Raw genomic sequence first — 16,687 nt, 5'->3', positions numbered from 1 at the left:
ATGACCGAGGCGCGTGGCTACTCTCGCATGCATGTGGTCAAAGCGAATGTGCCGTTGAGTCAGACAACCTGACTGATAGCGCGGCTTTCTCGCACCATAATTTCCTTCGCCACCAGTGCCTCATATACCGAGGTCGGGCGAAACTTGGGAAAGCACTGCAAGTGGATGTCGATCCACACAGTCAGGATGTTCCTCCCAATGCTGGGGAGAGCTACTGACTCAAGGCTACGCAGGCGGAACTCCGCACCTCCCCAGCCCCAAGACTAAAAAGCTGAGAGGCAAGAAGAGCAATGACCGAAAACCTAAAGTTTGAAACCCTGCAGATCCACGCAGGACAGGAACCCGATCCGACGACGGGAGCTAGAGCGCTACCGATCTACCAAACGACCTCATATGTCTTTGACAGTCCTGAGCAGGCGGCCAACCGCTTCGCACTCACCGAGTTAGGGCCCATCTACACTCGTATCACCAACCCTACAACCGAGGTCGTAGAGAACCGGATTGCTGCCCTGGAAGGTGGAGTCGGAGCACTCCTGGTCGCTTCGGGCCAAGCCGCAACCTCGTACGCGATTTGGAACGTGGCTGGCGCGGGCGACCACATTGTATCCAGTTCATCGCTTTATGGTGGAAGCTACAACCTGCTTGCTCATACGTTACGCAAACTTGGGGTAGAGGTTAGTTTCGTTGATGATCCGGAAAACCCCGAGGCGTGGCTTGCGGCCGTCAGGCCAAACACCAAGGCCTTCTACGCCGAAAGTATCCCCAACCCGAAGGGAGACATCCTCGACATCGAGGTCGTCGCGGAAGCAGCCCACTCAGTGGGCGTACCTCTGATCGTAGACAACACCGTCGCGACCCCCTATCTGATCCGCCCCTTCGAGTGGGGAGCAGACATCGTGGTGCACTCAGCAACGAAGTATCTGGGGGGCCACGGCACTTCTTTGGGTGGTGTCATTGTCGATTCGGGCAACTTTGATTTCGCCCAGTACCCGGAACGCTTTCCTGACTTCAACGAACCGGATGAGACCTATAACGGTCTTGTTTTCGCGCGCGATCTGGGAGTCGGGGGTGCTCTGGGAGCTAACCTGGCGTACATCCTCAAGATTAGGACGCAACTGCTACGCGATTTGGGAGCAGCAATCTCTCCGTTCAACGCGTTCCTGATTTCGCTCGGGATTGAAACGCTCTCTTTGCGCATAGAACGGCACGTTGAAAATGCTCAGAAGGTTGCAGAGTTTCTTAGTTCCCACCCCGACGTGGAGTTCGTGACCTACTCCGGTCTTCCGGACAGCCCCTACTACGACCGTGGCAAAAAGTACGCTCCCAAGGGCGCTGGCGGCGTCCTGAGCTTCGAGCTGAAGGGAGGCGAGTCCGCTGGCCGCGCCTTCGTTTCCGCGGTCAAGTTACATTCGAATGTCGCGAACATCGGTGATGTTAGGTCACTAGTAATCCATCCCGCCTCGACCACCCACTCTCAACTCACTGAGGACGAGGGCAGAAAGGCGGGAGTTACCCCGGGCCTGATCCGACTTTCTGTGGGTCTGGAGAACATTGACGACATCATTGCCGACCTGGAACTCGGCCTTGAAGCCGCACGCGAGGCGTCAAAGTAGTGACTCCTCCAGTTTCCGGTGCCTGGCGCGAGGGAGATCCCGTGGGTGAACGACAGTTTTTCCACGGAGGGCCCCTCGCGCTAGAAGCCGGCGGCCTGTTGCCGGAGTATAGGTTGGCCTACGAGACCTGGGGAGAACTAAACGAGGCCCGTGACAATGCGGTTCTGGTTCTCCATGCGCTCACCGGCGACTCACATATCAAGGGTTCAATGGGACCGGGTCATCCCACAGAAGGATGGTGGACAGAGCTGATCGGCCCGGGAGCGCCCTTGGATACCGAGAAATTCTTCGTTGTTGCACCGAACGTACTCGGCGGTTGTATGGGCTCAACCGGACCTGCCTCGGACGCGCCGGACGGGAGGCCCTGGGGGTCACGGTTTCCGTTCATCACGATTCGCGACACTGTGAGCGCCGAGATAGGTCTAGCGGACGAGTTAGGCATCGACTCTTGGGCTGCGCTTATTGGAGGTTCCCTTGGCGGAATGCGCGCTCTGGAGTGGGCCGCCATGTTCCCAGAGCGGGTTGAACGTCTACTCCCGGTTGCCACGACTGCAAAGACTAGCGCCGACCAGATTGCGTGGGCCCATACGCAGATGGCTGCAATCGAAACCGACCCGCACTTTTTGGGAGGCGACTACTACGACGCTGAGATCGGTCCGACAGCCGGCCTTTCGATTGCCCGTCAGATAGCTCAGACTACATATCGCTCAGCGTATGAGCTGGCACAGCGTTTTGGTGGTGAGCCACAGGGCGCTGAGGATCCGTGGCGCGGCGGCCGATATGCGGTGCAGTCGTACCTTGAGCACCAGGGAGCCAAGTTTATTGAGCGGTTTGATGCCAACTCCTACTGTGTCTTGACGCGAGCATTCATGGCTCACGATCTTGGCCGTGGCAGGGGAGGAGTGGAACGGGCGCTCTCGCAAATACGGGCCAGAACCTTGGTTGTCGGTGTCGACACGGATCGTCTCTGCCTCCCGGAAGAATCAGAACTCATTGCGGAACGCGTTCCTGGCACTGAAGGGGTATCCTGGGTCAGCTCGCACTCGGGCCACGACGGGTTCTTGCTAGAGTTCGATCAGTTCGGCCCCCTGGTCCGCCAACTGGTTTCGTCTCCGCTTTAGACTTTTCCGTGACTCATAGGACTTTTGGCACGTATTCGGTACAGATTTATACTGTACGGGGGTATGGTGTTCAGGACAGAGTAGATCCTCAACGTCAAAGGAGATGAGCATGGCCGAGATTGTCGTGCTTGGAGCGGGGGTTTCGGGTCATACGGCCGCACTGCACCTGCGCCGCATGCTAGGAACGGAACATAAGGTCACCGTTATCACCCCGAACAAGAACTACAACTGGATTCCCTCGAACATTTGGGTCGGGGTTGGGACCATGGCCCAGAAGAAGGTCATTTTTCCCCTGGCCCCGATCTACGAGAAACAGGGAATTCATCTGGTGCAGGCTAAAGCAACTGAGATCCATCCAGAGGGTGGCCCGACTAGCAGCCGCCCCTACGTCGTTGCGGAAAGCACAACCCCTGGAACCGTGGGGAAATCACAGCAGATCAGCTACGACTATCTGATAAATGCAACCGGACCGAAGTTGAAGTTCGAAGCGACAGAAGGTCTTGGGCCTAATGTCGGCAACTCGGTCTCGGTTTGTACCGCAGACCACGCGGTGCATGCTGCCAAGGAACTCGACAAGCTCATCGCTAAGGCTAAGAAGGGGCAGCGGCAGGTGGCCGTTGTCGGTATGGGTAACGGCACGTGCACCTGCGAGGGAGCTGCGTTTGAGTATGCCTTCAATGTTGACGACAAACTCAAGAAGGCCGGCATTCGTGACAGAGTTGAGTTGATCTACCTGACCAATGAAGCCGAACTGGGCGATTTTGGCGTTGGTGGGATGACGTTTGTCGAGCAGGGTTTTGAAACCAGTTCGCAGATTTGGACTGAGTCGCTGTTTAGAGAACGCAATGTCAAGGCCATCCTTGGGGCGGCCGTGCTGAAGGTCGAACCGAACAAGGTCACCTATGAGACTCTGGATGGACAAATTCATGAGTTGGCCTTTGACTTTGCAATGCTCCTTCCTCCGTTTGGCGGGCAGCCAATGAAGGCCTATGACAAAGAGGGGAACGACATCAGCACCGCGATATTTGCCCCCTCCGGTTTCATGAAGGTCGACGCTGACTACACGCCGAGGCCCTACGAAGACTGGCGTGCAAAAGACTGGCCACAGACCTATCAGTCCCCGGCCTATTCAAATATTTTCGCCGTCGGAATTGCATTCGCTCCGCCGCATCAGATTTCAAGGCCGCGTACCAGTCCGAACGGGACCGCAATCGCCCCCGCGCCTCCGCGTACCGGAATGCCCTCCGGTGTTATGGGCAAGGCTGTTGCAACGACCATCGCCCGACGGGTCAAGAAGGGTGCCACCGCTACGGCCGAGAATGCTTCCATGACCGAGATGGGCGCGGCATGCGTCGCCTCGTCCGGCACGGGGTTGCGGAGCGGTACCGCTGCGGCAATGACCATGATGCCCGTTGTGCCAGATTTCGAACGGTACAAAACAGGTCGCGATATCAAGGACACAAAGGGGGAGATCGGCCTCCACGGCCACTGGGTGAAGCTAATGCTGCACTACCTGTTCATATACAAGGCAAAGGCAAAGCCTTTCTGGTACCTGATTCCGGAGTGATGACTAATGGTGAAAGAAACCGAAGCAGAGAAAACAATGGATGCATCGCAGCCATTCGCCGATGTCACAGGAGCGCCGTTACCCACGAACAAGACCCTTAGGTCACGGAAATCTCTTGTGCCTCAGTTCGGGAAGTTCGTTGGGTTCAGCGCTGGAATCATGCGGATGGTAGTAAAAGGACATCTGAACAGCAAGTAACCCCTAAAGCGGAGGCGGGGAAGAGACCCCAAGGATGTGGTCTCTTCCCCGCCTCTGACGTTAACACCGATAAGAATCACAGTCTCGAGATGTCTTGCATGTACCCCCTAGGGGTATAGTGATCTCAGGTTTACAAGAGAGCGAGCCAGGATATGCGTATCGTCGTTGTCGGTGGGGTAGCCACGGGTATGAGTGCTGCGGCCAGGGCCAGACGGCTCGATGAATCAGCCGAGATCATCGTTCTAGAAAAAGGGCCATACGTCTCGTTCGCCAACTGTGGTCTGCCGTACTACGTGGGCGGCGAAATCGAAGATCGAACGAAGCTACTGGTCCAGACTCCAGAATCACTTCGTGAGGCACTCAATCTGGATGTTCGCGTCGACACAGAAGTTGTTGCTATGGACGCAGTCGCGAAAACAGTAACTGTGCGCTCTGTGGGCGAAACCAGTACGATTCGATACGATTCACTGGTTTTAGCTCCGGGAGCCGAAGCAGTTCGCCCCCCAATTCCGGGGCTTGACTCACCGCGCGTGATGACGTTACGTAGCGTCGACGATGCACTAGCCATGAAAGAGTTCGTCGACTCATCGGCCAAGCAGGCAGTGGTGCTTGGAGCCGGGTTCATTGGTCTGGAAGCAGCAGAGGCCCTGCGTCATCAAGGATTGGATGTCAGCGTTGTAGAACTGGCACCGCACGTCCTTCCTCCCCTGGAACCCGAACTAGCAACTTATGTAAAGGACGCACTACTCTCCCTGGGAATCGATGTTCGCGACGGAATCGGCGCAACGGAGATTAGGTCCGACCAACATGTCGACCGGGTCGTGCTTTCCGATGGCACTGTGCTAGATGCTGATCTAGTAGCGCTCTCAACCGGCGTCCGCCCAGCGACCGCACCCTTCGAGGCCGCCGGGGTTGAGTGCTTCAGGGGAGCCATGCTAGTTGATTCTCATGGCCGCACCTCACTAGAGGATGTTTGGGCCGGTGGTGATGCGGTGGCAATGCGGCCGAAGAACGGTCTCATACCTCGCGTCGTTCCGCTGGCTGGTCCAGCGAACCGCGCTGGAAGACTGATTGCTGATTCCATTCTTTTGGGGGAACGAGCCCGTGAGATTCCGGTGCCGCTAAGCACAGCCGTCGTTAGGGTTGGGGATCAGACCGCAGCGCTCACCGGCGCCAATCGTCAGATGCTAGATGCTGACGGCCGCGAATACGAGACGATAAACCTACACCCGTTCCAACACGCCACATATTTCCCGGGCGCGAAACAAATGCACCTGATCGTCCACTTCGACCCGGAAAATGGAGAGATTCTTGGGGCCCAGGGCGTTGGAGAAGAAGGCGTCGATAAACGCATCGATGTCTTCGCGACGGCAATCAGAGGCGGCTTAACCATTTCTGACCTAGTCGATCTCGACCTCACCTACGCACCCCCTTATGGAAGCGCCAAGGACGCTGTCAACATGGCAGGCATGTTGGGGGAGAACGTGCTCGGGGGTGTCACCCGGCTCTGGCATGCTGAAGACCTGCCGACCGAGATGGAAAGAGCACTAATCCTTGATGCCCGTAGCCGGACAGAGTACGCATCCGGCCACGTGCCCGGTGCCCTAAACATCCCCCACACCGAGATCCGCGAACGGATCGATGAGATCAGCCAAGAAGCGGCGGGAAGGCCGATCAGGGTCCACTGCGCTTCCGGCGTCCGCTCCTACCTGTCCGAGCGGATGCTTCGCGCCGCTGGCTTTGACGTAAAGAATATGACCGGTGGAATGATCACCATGAAGCAGGTCATCGCAGCCGGAATGCTCCCAGGACTGGAACTAGTCGAGGGTGAAGATCGCGGCTAACCGAACGCCCAAACAAAGGAGAATCCATGTGTACAGCTGTTACTTGCCGTAAGTGCGGAAAGACCACCTGGTCTGGTTGCGGACAGCACGTCGATCAAGTGATGCGCGGTATCCCGAAGGCCCAGCGTTGCCCGGGTCACCCAAAGGAACCGAGGAAGAAATTCCTCGGGCTGTTCTAGCGCTATTCGATCGTCAGAGTGGCCTCGTCTCCGATTGCCTTAACGACTCTGGTGACGCTGTAGACACGGTAGATTTGCGCGATTCCCAGCAGGACAAATGACAGTCCGAAGACCCACTTCAGTATCGTGGCAGTCTGGTAGAGCGGTAGCAGAATCATTGCGGCGCCAGCAATCACCGCGAGAACCCCGATGACGAGGGACGCAACGCTGGCATTCTTGCTCCGAATTGCGCTCATAAGGGTTATCACGCCTTCGGTTAGCCACAGGATTCCAAGTCCTAGTCCAAGTACCAGCACGATCAAATCATCAGTGCGATCCATGTATACCAAGGCGAGTACGCCGACTAGAAGGGCGACCGCGCCACCCACGATTCGGATAGTGCGGGAGGTCTTGGAGAGGTCGTTTCCCATAATTCCCATGACCAGATAAAAGACGCCCATCGCAATGGCGTAGATGCCGACTACGATCGCAAAGACTCGCAGGACTCCTGACGGCCAAAACAGGATGACAAGACCTGCGAGAATCGCGAGGACACCCGCGGTCGTGAAGGCAACACGATACCTGGAGTAGACGCGCTCAACTCGGGTGGTTGCCCCAGCTATACCTGACATTTCAGCCTCCATAATTACTTGACGATTCATTCGTGACCGAGGTGACAACAAGAATCGTTCGCCGCCCTCATGATCGTGAATTTACCCGATTCGGATCGTTCAATGGACATGATCGAGCGTATTTACCCGATTATGAAAGTCTGTCTTCTGGAATCGAGCGATAGGTTCTGCTCGGACAAAGAAAGAGCGAGGAAAACAGATGACTGGGAACGCTGAAGCGTTGACTGTGGCAGTTGTGGGCGCGACGGGGCAGGTTGGAACGGTGATGCTGGACCTGCTGCGTGAACGCAAGTTTCCCATCGCGAAGCTGCGTGCTTTTGCTTCCCCCCGCTCAGCCGGAAAACAGATCGTATGGAATGATCAGACCGTTACCGTCGAGGACGTCACCGCCTCGTCAATCGAGGACCTTGAGGGAATCGATATTGCACTGTTCAGCGCCGGTGGTGACGCATCGAGAGAGTATGCGCCGAAGTTCGCCGAGGCGGGGGCCGTGGTCATCGACAACTCCTCCGCATGGCGATCCAACCCCCAGGTTCCACTGGTTGTCTCTGAGGTTAATCCCGAGGACGCTTTTAATCGCCCGCTCGGAATCATCGCGAACCCGAACTGCACCACGATGGCGGCGATGCCCGCACTAAAGGCTCTTCACTCAGTTGCGGGCCTACGAAGCCTCAAGATCACAACTTTTCAGGCGGTTTCCGGAAGCGGACTAGCCGGTGTTAGCGAACTGACCGAACAAATCCGCGCTTCTGAGGACCAACCGATCCAGAATCTTGCTCGCAGTGGCACCGCAATTGAACTGCCTGAACCGAAGGTCTACGCAGCACCAATCGCATACAACGTAGTCGCCCTGGCTGGCTCACTGGTTGATGACGGCTCCGAGGAAACGGATGAGGAACAAAAGCTGCGCAATGAGTCACGCCGTATTCTCGGCCTTCCTGAACTCCTGGTTGCGGGAACCTGCGTTAGAGTTCCTGTCTTTACCGGGCATTCCCTTTCGGTTCACGCCGAGTTTGACAATCCAATTTCGGTCTCGGAAGCGATGGCTGCACTCGCGGACCAGGCGGGGGTGCAGTTGGTTGATCTGCCCTATCCATTGTTGGCCGCTGGCGCCGATCCGACTTTGGTTGGAAGAGTCCGTCAGGATCAGTCCGTGGAAGGTGGACGAGGTCTGGTGTTCTTTGTCTCCTCAGACAACCTGCGTAAGGGCGCTGCTCTCAACGCTGTTCAGGTGGCAGAGGTGGTCGCCGCTCAATAGGGGAAGCGGCGTCACGTTTAGAGAATCTGAACGCCCGCACCGGGGCTGAGAATCCTAGTCTCCATCTTCTTCGCTTCGGGAAGGTCCCGTACTAGTTTCACGAGGGCCTCGCTCTGCTCCTCGGTGTGCAAAACCAGTATGGTCGGCCCGGCCCCCGAAATCAGTGCCGCATAGCCCCGGGAACGTAAGTTGGTCATCACTGCGTGTGACGACGGCGCGAGTGAACGCCTGTAGTCCTGGTGCAGTCTGTCAGCTGTGGCTTCCAGGAGCAGAGCTGGGTCGTCGGCCAGTGCATGCACCAGTAGGGCTGAACGCGCTAAGTTCGCTATCGCGTCCGTAATCGGAACCATGGACGGCAGCGCACCGCGAGCACTGTCGGTTAATAACTCAGTGTCTGGAATTATCGCAAGAGCTCGGATGTTCTTCGCGATAGCACTGGTACGACTCTGAGGCACAGTGTTGCCATCGGAGGTAGTTGATGGCCAGGTGATAGTGAAACCACCAAGAATTGCCGGGCCGACATTATCTCCGTGGCCTTCGATGCGATAGGCGCGGATGAATGCCCACTCGCGATCTAGGGGCCTGTCGGGATAGGCGAGCGCCCATGCGAGCGTTAATCCAGCGACGATTGCCGCCGAGGAGGACCCGAGTCCTCGGGCAAGAGGAATCGACAGTTCGGCCTCAAAGGCCAGTCCCGAAACAGTCATATCCCACTCGGAGAGAGTTTCAAGGATGGTACGAACCACCAGATGTGTCTCGTCGTGGGGGAGCAGTCGCGATCCCGGCCCTGACAGAGAAAACTCCAGTCCGCGATCAATCACCCGGACCGAACACTCATCCGTCCAACTAAGCGCCATACCGAGTGAATCAAACCCCGGCCCAAGGTTAGCGCTTGTGGCCGGAACCCTCACCGATGCTTTACGCCCTACGGGAATGGCAACGCTCACTGTTCCTCCAGGAAGATGCGCCGAGAGGCGCTGGACATGTCTCTCAATAGTGCATCGCAGTCAGGCCCGGGGTGCCCGAGCTTCACCATACGGACCCTGCCTAGTGTCCTGCGTCAAACGGTGAAAGAACCGGACGCTTGGCGGTGCGCCCATCGCCCGACGAGCGACCCGTGAGGCGCCGACCTATCCAGGGAGCGACATATTCACGAAGATAGTGAACCGACTGGTAGTTCTTAGGATCAGGTTCAGGGTCACGAGGATCCCCCCACCACCTAGGATATGCAACTCCAAGTCCGTCCAGACAGTTCGCGGCACAGCGGATGTGGCCGGCAGTCGAAAGGTGTAGACCGTCTTCGGACCAGTAGGTGGAGTTATGGAATCCCTCGTCATGAAAGTTGTCGACGACGGTGACCATGTCACTACTGGGCACCAGTTCCACCATTCGATCGGTAAACTCACCGCCCCGTTCATTAAAAACGTGTCCAAAAGGAAGATTCTCTGACGGATCCGGTCCAGCCAGCAGCAGGACATGAATGCCCGAATCGGCGATTTTGTTGACTGCGCTAAGCAGTGCATCCACGGACTCTTCTAACAGAAATCCGGGGCGGAGCATGTCGTTACCGCCGCCATTAATCGAAACAAGATCGGGTCCTTGTTCGATCGCTCCGTCAAGTTGCTCATCAATGAGAGGCTGAAGTCTCCGTCCTCGAATTGCGAGGTTTGCGTACTCGAAGGGACTGGTAGAGCCCTTATCCTTAGCATCGAGTGCCAGGGCTTCGGCAACCAGGTCAGCCCAGCCCCTGGGCTGATCCTCCCCGAGCCAGTCACCCAAACCCTCGGTGAAACTGTCTCCCATGGCGATGTAGCTTTGAATCACTGCCAGATACTCCTGCCCTACCTCTTGCGTGCGCGCTTCTCGCGGACGCGTACCGATATTTGAATTGGACTACCAACGAAACCGAACTCCTCGCGGAGTCTTCGTTCAATGAAGCGGCGATATGTAGGTTCCAGGAATGCTGAAGTGAAAATGACGAATCTCGGAGGAGCCGTTGATGCCTGGGTCGCAAAGAGGACACGCGGTTGCTTACCCCCTCGAACCGGGTGGGGATTGGCAGCTTGGAGTCGTCCAAGAAAGGCGTTTAGCTTGCCGGTTGAAATGCGGGTCTCCCACCCGTCGAGCGCCTGATCAATGGCGCGGGGCAGTCGATTCAGATGCCAGGTGGTAAGGGCAGATACGTTGACTCGCGGAGCCCATTCGATCTGACCCAGATCCTTTTGTTCCTCGCGTTCTAGATCTGCTCGACGCTCATCGTCGACAAGATCCCACTTGTTGTTCACAATGACCAAAGCTCGTCCGGCGTCGATAACCTGCTGGACGACTCGAACGTCCTGCTCGGTGAACGGAACCGATGAGTCCACTAGGACTACTCCGACCTCCGCTCGTTCCAGTGCGGCCTGAGTTCGAATTGAAGAGTAATAGTCGGCACCGGAGACCTTGTGTAGCCGCCGCTTAACCCCGGCGGTATCAATGAACTCCCACTCTCGATCATCCATTGTGATTATCTCGTCGACCGGGTCGCGGGTGGTCCCGGCAAGATCATGAACGACCGCCCTTTCCTCTCCGGCCAGGGCGTTTAGTAACGAGGACTTGCCAACGTTGGGGCGCCCAACGAGGGCAACCCTTCTTAGGCCGCCCCTTTCTCGTCTACCGCCGACCGCCGAGGACTCGGGAAGAATCTCGAGGATTGCGTCAAGAAGGTCACCGGAACCACGTCCGTGCAGTGCTGAGACAGGTCGAGGTTCACCAAGGCCGAGCGACCAGAGCGAAGCGACATCCGCTTCCTGCGCCGGTGAGTCTGCCTTGTTGGCGGCGAGTATGACGGGCTTGCCCGAGTCACGGAGCAGACGAACCACTCGCTCGTCGGTGGCCGTGGCACCAACGTTTGCATCGACTACAAAAATCACGGCGTCCGCGAGCCCTATCGCGATTTCGGCCTGGTCGGCAACCTGGCGGTCGAGTCCGCGAACATCCACCTCCCAGCCGCCGGTGTCGACGAGGATAAACTTGCGTCCCGCCCACTCGGCGTCATACATCACGCGGTCTCTGGTTACCCCTGGCTTATCTTGAACCACCGCTTCACGACGACCAAGAATTCGGTTTACCAGCGTTGACTTTCCAACATTGGGGCGTCCAATGATTGCGAGTACGGGCGGATGTACTGCCTCAATCTGGCCCGGCTCTATAGCGTAGTCCTCGTCCAGGAGCGCTAGGTCTTCCTCATCGAGTTCATATGAATCGAGCGCGACTCGCATCGTCTCATAATGGAGCTCATCTTCAGATAGCTCCCGGGAGTTCGGATCTTGAATCTCACTCATGCTTTTACCTAATCAGTAGTGTTCGTGGTTTCGCTAGGGTTCGGTGTCAGGAAAGCGCCGACTGATAACCGAGATCCTCAAACTCTTCTTCTGCGACGTCGGGGTCATAGAAGGGAATCGCCTCACCGTTCCACTCCTGGACACGCTCGCCGCCCTTGCCAGTGATAACAATCAGATCGCCCGGTTTTCCACCCGCAATTCCATGTCGGATTGCGGCTCGGCGTCCCTCTCTTACCTCAACCACGCCCCGCATGTCTGGACGAACGCTCGCGATTGCTCTAAGCAGTTCACGACGAATAGCCGCAGCGTCTTCTGTTCGAGGGTTCTCATCAGTTATTACCAGCAGGTCCGCCTTGCGAGCGAAAACTTCTGCCAGGGGCGCACGCTTTGTCGCGTCGCGATCACCGTCGGTTCCAAAGACCGCGATTATTCTTCCCGCTGTAAGGGGCCGGACTACATCTAGAAGAACGCTAATGGCTTCGGGGGTGTGCCCAGAATCGACCATAACGGCGGGCGCACCCTCGCTCGGCTTTTGAACCCAGTGGCACCGTCCGTCGACCGGAGGGGCCTGTTCGAGGTTGGCGATTGCATCACTCAGCGGTACCCCTAGGACATTTGCGGCGACTATTGCTAGCGCAGCGTCCTGAACATTTGCCGGTCCCGGAAGTGGACAGGCAGCCGCGAACTGCTCACCGTCTGGCGAGACAAGACTAAATCGTGAACCTCCTGTATTCGCATCCGCAACGATCGAGGCAGCTCTCCAAAGTGGTACCTCGCCCAGCATCGGATCGTCTTCGGAAAGAACCTGCACGGCCTGTACTGGGATAGGGGACTCGGTCACCAAACGGCGACCGTACTGGTCATCGACGGCAATGACGGCGCTGTCCGTCCTCCCGGACTCAAAGAGTCTCGCCTTCGCGCGCAGGTAGGAGTCCATATCTCCGTGAAAGTCCAGGTGATCGTGCTGAAGATTGGTGAAGATACCCACGTCGAAGTGAATCCCCTCAACCCTTCCCATTTCGAGAGCGTGAGACGAAACCTCAATCACCGCAGAAGCGCAACCCTGCTGCTGAGCCAGTGCAAGTGCGCGGCCGACAACGGGTGCCTCGTGCGTTGTGCGGTCCGCCTTCACCCTGGTGGCTCCAGTGTCTATCTCGACGGTGCTCAGTACCGCGACTGGCGTCTTTGGGCCGCCCAGGGCAGCACGAGTGAGATAGGTGGTAGTGGTCTTTCCATTGGTTCCCGTCACCCCGACCTTATGCAGTTCGGCACTGTATGGAGCGTAGAGAGACTTAGCAAGGATTGCGGCAGAAGTACGAGGGTCTGAAACCGTCACCAGTGGAACGGGAGGATTCCCGATGATCTCGGCTCCACGAGCATCGGTCACCAGAACCGAAGCACCAGAAGCTACCGCGTCTTTGGCGAAATTAGCGCCGTGTTTCGAGCCTGGAACACCGACAAAGATCCATCCTTCACCCATATCAGGTGAGTCGACGCTGACGCCCGAAACAAGAACTTGATCCGCAGAGATAATCAGATCGGTGGGAACAAACCTTGCATCTGGAAGGTCGTTCAAGAGTTCGGAGAGGGGACGAGGTTCAATTGTGGGGCGCAGGGCTACAAGGGCTGACATACCCCTCATTCTAGGTTCGAGAACAAGGAGCGGCCTACAGGGTTGTTTCACATCGTGCGCTAGAGTTCTGCGCAGGGGAGCCAAATGAGCGAGTCGGGTACTTCGAAGGACCAGTTGCACTCGTGCCGTGATGCCGAGGAGTCCGAAGACATTGTTGTCCCCAGCGGTTCTCGGATCATAAACGATCCAGGGGCGTCAATGGCGCTATTGAACCGCATTGCTGAGAGTTCAATGGACCCCGGGTATCGGGAAGCGACAGCTGCCGGAAAGCATAGGCACTCCAAATGGTCCGCAATCTGGACACTACTTCTTTGCATTGTCTTTGCCTTGGCGACGACCTGGGCCGTGAAAGGTCTGCGGGCCAACAGCGGGTCGGTACCGCGCGCAATGGCTCAACTCGAAGAGCAGATTGAGGCCAAACAGAGTTTGGTCGAGCAACTTGAAGCCGAATCGGTGCGGCTGACGGAGGAACTCCAAGAGCGTGAAGCTCTCATCGCCAAAACTCACCCGGATGATCCCTCACTCGATACGACAGCAGGTGTGCGAAGGGTCGAGGGACCCGGAGTTGTAGTCACGGTCACCGAAGCTGTCACCACGGGTTCTGTGCCCGCGGTTGATGACGGGGCACTACGAACGGTCGTCAACGCACTCTGGGCCGGGGGAGCAGAAGCGGTCACTATAAATGGGGAGCGGGTGGCACCACAGACGATAGTCAGGATGGCGGGCCAGTCGATTCTGGTGAACCTAAAAGCAGTCCGCAGTCCCTACGTGATCGAGGCCGTCGGGGACCAACAAAAACTGCTTGATTCACTGAAAACGGATGCTGCAGTCCAGTCATTAGAGACCAAATCCGGGATGTCGATCAGCAAATCAACCTCAAACCGTCTGATACTGGGCTCAGTGCCGCTGTCACAGACGTGGTATCTGCATTCACCAAATAACGAAACAGGGGAGGAGTAGCAGATGGTAGCCGTCATTGGTCTGGTACTCGGAGTGGTGCTGGGCCTAGTCTTTGATCCGGTGCTTCCGGCCGAACTTCAACCCTATCTTCCCGTGGCGGTCGTGGCGGCTCTAGATGCACTTCTCGGTGCTCTACGAGCAAACTTAGAGGGACAGTTTTCTGACCGAGTATTCATCACATCGTTCTTCTGGAATGTCGCGGTCGCCTGCCTATTAGTTTTCCTTGGAGTTCAACTCGGTGTTGGTTCGGCGATGACCACCGCTGTGGTCGTGGTCCTGGGAATCCGAATCTTTTCGAACACCGCGTCGATCAGGCGCCTCATTTTTAAGGCTTGATCGTGCACGCGCCAGAAATCAAGGGAACACACCGGACAAAGAAGGAAGACGACGAACCTATCCAGTCGATGTCATTATCGCGAGGTAGCCTTCGTCCAATGCACGTACTCGCGATTCTTTTGTGCGTGCTGCTTGGTTTTGCCGTCAGCACCCAAATCAGGTCCCAAGACAGTGATGCGATCGGACGAATGGATGAAACCCAGCTCGTGTCGATGCTGGCGGACCTGGAACAACGCGAGACCGATCTGACCGGAGCGAACAGCGATCTTCGCGCACAAATACATGATTTGGAGGATTCGGCGAACTCGGCTCAGGCCGCCGGAGAAGCCGCGGCCAAGGCAACACAGGACGCACTTATTATTGCGGGTGCTATTCCGGTGGAGGGACCCGGTGCGGTGCTGTGGGTCGCCGTAGGTGACGATCCGATCCCCGCTTCGGTATTTGTTACAACGATGGCCGAACTGCGCAACGGCGGGGCTGAAGCGATTGACCTGAACGGGATACGGCTCGGGGGGCGCTCCTGGTTTTCGTCCGATGAACGCGGGATTGTCGTTGACGGACAACCGATTTCTTCTCCTTACGTCTGGACTGCAATTGGCGACCCAAAAACCCTGGTTGGGGCGCTTGAGATACGCGGTGGATCGGCCGCCCAGTTCCGTGCCTACGGCGCCACCGCCACCGCGCGCGAGACTGATTTGGTTGTTATTGAGTCGGTAACCGAGCTGCCGGAACCACAGTGGGCGGAGATAGTCCCAAGTTCATAGTGATCAAGGGCCCGGAAATCGGATAGTCTTCTGTAGGTAACCGACCGATGAAGGGAGCAGATCGTGGGCAGCGACGGCACCTTTGACCCATCCAGCACAGCATTCTTTGGCACGGAGAGCGAAGAGCCCCAGGATTCAGCGAGAATCCCACTTTCAGCCAGAGATCAAGAGGCTGTTGAGGCTCTACCTGCTGGTTCTGCACTTCTGATTGTTCAGCGTGGACCAAATACCGGGGCCCGGTTCTTACTGGATCGCGAGATTACCAACGCGGGACGCTCACCCTCGTCCGACATATTCCTGGACGATGTAACGGTTTCGCGCAAGCACTGCCAGTTCATTTCAAAGGACGGCGTGCATATGGTTCGTGACTCGGGGGCGCTAAATGGCACATACGTAAACCGTGAGAGGGTCGATCAGGCCCTGCTCTCTGCGGGAGACGAAGTGCAGATTGGCAAGTACCGTATGACTTACCAGCCTTCACCCAAGCAGTGACGAGGGCAGCGGCAGGTGCCAAACTAGATCGGGGCGGGGCGCCAGAGAAACAGGGACCGATTAGTTGGCCGCACGGCACTTCGCACGAACCAACCATGCCGATTGGTGCCGTCGTGAAGACTCTGAAGAACGAGTTTCCGGCCACTACAGTTTCCAAGATTCGTTTTCTTGAGGACAAAGGTCTGGTTAAGCCCCACCGCACGGCTTCGGGATACCGCAAGTACTCACTCGCGGACATCGAACGTATCCGGTACATACTGACCCAGCAAAGGGATTCCTACGCCCCTCTACGAGTGATTCACGAGAACTTAGTTGCTCTTGACGCTGGGCACCAGGCCGACGACCCGCGTCCGGCCCGCCTTGTTACGGATCGGGGAAAGTCGGTTGCGCCGAGTGGACGAAGCACCGTTTCAGTACGTGAGCTCTCTGACTTGACCGGGGTAGGTCGCGAGGTGCTAGAGGAGTACACCCGACTCGGTCTAATAGCTCCTGACCTGGGAGGACATTTCCCGTCATCGACCGTGACGACCGTGAACCTGATCGGTCAGGCAGTGGCTTCGGGAGTGCCCGCAAGGAACTTACGCTCAGTTCGAACCGGGGCCGAACGGTCAGCCGACATCATCGAACAGGTGACAGTTGGTATCACTCGCAGAGACAGGTCTGCAGATCGCGAGCGAGCCAAAGCCGAGGCCGCGGAGCTCGCCGAGGTCTTTATTACACTCCACGGCCAGTACCTGCACTCCGCACTTGCATCACTGGACGTCTAGCGCGACACGCCCCGACACTCA

General features: G+C 57.2%; 15 protein-coding genes. 10 read left to right on the top strand and 5 right to left on the bottom strand.

Annotation, left to right across the window (positions count from 1 at the left end; translation table 11 throughout):
• The first annotated feature begins 290 nt into the window (after positions 1-290).
• The 4 genes from U6G28_09410 to U6G28_09395 all read left to right on the top strand — a co-directional run bounded on the left by U6G28_09410 (position 291) and on the right by U6G28_09395 (position 6,343).
• A complete protein-coding gene (locus U6G28_09410; GenBank protein WRS29730.1) occupies positions 291-1,613 on the top strand; it encodes a bifunctional o-acetylhomoserine/o-acetylserine sulfhydrylase in 1,323 nt (440 codons plus the stop codon).
• Entirely contained in the window at positions 1,613-2,734 is a 1,122-nt protein-coding gene (locus tag U6G28_09405; protein WRS29729.1) for a homoserine O-acetyltransferase, read from the top strand. Before U6G28_09410 ends, U6G28_09405 begins: the two co-directional genes overlap by 1 nt.
• 109 nt (positions 2,735-2,843) lie before the next feature.
• Positions 2,844-4,301, top strand: a complete 1,458-nt coding sequence (locus U6G28_09400) for an FAD/NAD(P)-binding oxidoreductase (GenBank protein ID WRS29728.1) — start codon at positions 2,844-2,846, stop codon at positions 4,299-4,301.
• A gap of 350 nt (positions 4,302-4,651) precedes the next feature.
• Complete coding sequence (locus tag U6G28_09395) at positions 4,652-6,343, top strand: FAD-dependent oxidoreductase (protein ID WRS29727.1); 1,692 nt, start codon at positions 4,652-4,654, stop codon at positions 6,341-6,343.
• 181 nt (positions 6,344-6,524) lie between these two features.
• On the opposite strand, the gene U6G28_09390 is transcribed toward U6G28_09395, so the two are convergent.
• A complete protein-coding gene (locus U6G28_09390) occupies positions 6,525-7,133 on the bottom strand; it encodes a DUF308 domain-containing protein (GenBank protein ID WRS29726.1) in 609 nt (202 codons plus the stop codon).
• A gap of 199 nt (positions 7,134-7,332) precedes the next feature.
• Between U6G28_09390 and U6G28_09385 the strand changes: the two genes are divergently transcribed.
• Positions 7,333-8,391: an aspartate-semialdehyde dehydrogenase gene (locus U6G28_09385; GenBank protein ID WRS29725.1), complete on the top strand. Its 1,059-nt coding sequence runs from the start codon at positions 7,333-7,335 to the stop codon at positions 8,389-8,391.
• A gap of 17 nt (positions 8,392-8,408) precedes the next feature.
• On the opposite strand, the gene thrB is transcribed toward U6G28_09385, so the two are convergent.
• From thrB to U6G28_09365, 4 genes are all read right to left on the bottom strand, one after another.
• Positions 8,409-9,338, bottom strand: a complete 930-nt coding sequence (thrB, locus tag U6G28_09380; protein ID WRS29724.1) for a homoserine kinase — start codon at positions 9,336-9,338, stop codon at positions 8,409-8,411.
• Between the two features lie 100 nt (positions 9,339-9,438).
• A complete protein-coding gene (locus U6G28_09375; GenBank protein ID WRS29723.1) occupies positions 9,439-10,215 on the bottom strand; it encodes an SGNH/GDSL hydrolase family protein in 777 nt (258 codons plus the stop codon).
• Positions 10,216-10,232: 17 nt separating this feature from the next.
• Positions 10,233-11,651, bottom strand: a complete 1,419-nt coding sequence (gene der, locus U6G28_09370) for a ribosome biogenesis GTPase Der (GenBank protein ID WRS31227.1) — start codon at positions 11,649-11,651, stop codon at positions 10,233-10,235.
• A gap of 109 nt (positions 11,652-11,760) precedes the next feature.
• Positions 11,761-13,347 (bottom strand): UDP-N-acetylmuramoyl-L-alanyl-D-glutamate--2,6-diaminopimelate ligase, encoded by a 1,587-nt coding sequence (locus U6G28_09365; GenBank protein WRS29722.1) that lies wholly within the window; start codon positions 13,345-13,347, stop codon positions 11,761-11,763.
• A gap of 84 nt (positions 13,348-13,431) precedes the next feature.
• Here U6G28_09365 and U6G28_09360 point away from each other — a divergent pair, with 84 nt between their 5' ends.
• The 5 genes from U6G28_09360 to U6G28_09340 all read left to right on the top strand — a co-directional run bounded on the left by U6G28_09360 (position 13,432) and on the right by U6G28_09340 (position 16,666).
• The gene (locus U6G28_09360) at positions 13,432-14,307 is read left to right on the top strand and encodes a DUF881 domain-containing protein (GenBank protein ID WRS29721.1); all 876 of its coding nucleotides are present in this window, start codon (positions 13,432-13,434) and stop codon (positions 14,305-14,307) included.
• Positions 14,308-14,310: 3 nt separating this feature from the next.
• Positions 14,311-14,643 carry a small basic family protein gene (locus tag U6G28_09355; protein WRS29720.1) on the top strand — a complete coding sequence of 111 codons (333 nt, stop codon included), beginning with the start codon at positions 14,311-14,313 and terminating at the stop codon, positions 14,641-14,643.
• A 2-nt stretch (positions 14,644-14,645) separates the two neighbouring features.
• On the top strand, positions 14,646-15,407 hold the full coding sequence (locus U6G28_09350) for a DUF881 domain-containing protein (GenBank protein ID WRS29719.1): 762 nt from the start codon (positions 14,646-14,648) through the stop codon (positions 15,405-15,407).
• A gap of 63 nt (positions 15,408-15,470) precedes the next feature.
• On the top strand, positions 15,471-15,899 hold the full coding sequence (locus U6G28_09345) for an FHA domain-containing protein (protein WRS29718.1): 429 nt from the start codon (positions 15,471-15,473) through the stop codon (positions 15,897-15,899).
• Positions 15,896-16,666 carry a MerR family transcriptional regulator gene (locus U6G28_09340; GenBank protein ID WRS29717.1) on the top strand — a complete coding sequence of 257 codons (771 nt, stop codon included), beginning with the start codon at positions 15,896-15,898 and terminating at the stop codon, positions 16,664-16,666. The genes U6G28_09345 and U6G28_09340 overlap by 4 nt, the downstream gene beginning before the upstream one ends.
• Positions 16,667-16,687 lie beyond the last annotated feature (21 nt).

This window comes from Actinomycetaceae bacterium MB13-C1-2 (assembly GCA_035621235.1).
Lineage (GTDB): Bacteria > Actinomycetota > Actinomycetes > Actinomycetales > Actinomycetaceae > Scrofimicrobium.
This window is presented reverse-complemented; position numbering and strand designations above follow the sequence as displayed.

Bases quoted from the DNA above. Each gene is read 5' to 3' on its own strand.
- U6G28_09410 (WRS29730.1), top strand. From the start codon at position 291: ATGACCGAAAACCTAAAGTTTGAAACCCTGCAGATCCACGCAGGACAG.
- U6G28_09400 (WRS29728.1), top strand. From the start codon at position 2,844: ATGGCCGAGATTGTCGTGCTTGGAGCGGGGGTTTCGGGTCATACGGCC.
- U6G28_09395 (WRS29727.1), top strand. From the start codon at position 4,652: ATGCGTATCGTCGTTGTCGGTGGGGTAGCCACGGGTATGAGTGCTGCG.
- U6G28_09390 (WRS29726.1), bottom strand. From the start codon at position 7,133: ATGTCAGGTATAGCTGGGGCAACCACCCGAGTTGAGCGCGTCTACTCC.
- U6G28_09385 (WRS29725.1), top strand. From the start codon at position 7,333: ATGACTGGGAACGCTGAAGCGTTGACTGTGGCAGTTGTGGGCGCGACG.
- der (WRS31227.1), bottom strand. From the start codon at position 11,651: ATGCGAGTCGCGCTCGATTCATATGAACTCGATGAGGAAGACCTAGCG.
- U6G28_09365 (WRS29722.1), bottom strand. From the start codon at position 13,347: ATGTCAGCCCTTGTAGCCCTGCGCCCCACAATTGAACCTCGTCCCCTC.
- U6G28_09360 (WRS29721.1), top strand. From the start codon at position 13,432: ATGAGCGAGTCGGGTACTTCGAAGGACCAGTTGCACTCGTGCCGTGAT.
- U6G28_09355 (WRS29720.1), top strand. From the start codon at position 14,311: ATGGTAGCCGTCATTGGTCTGGTACTCGGAGTGGTGCTGGGCCTAGTC.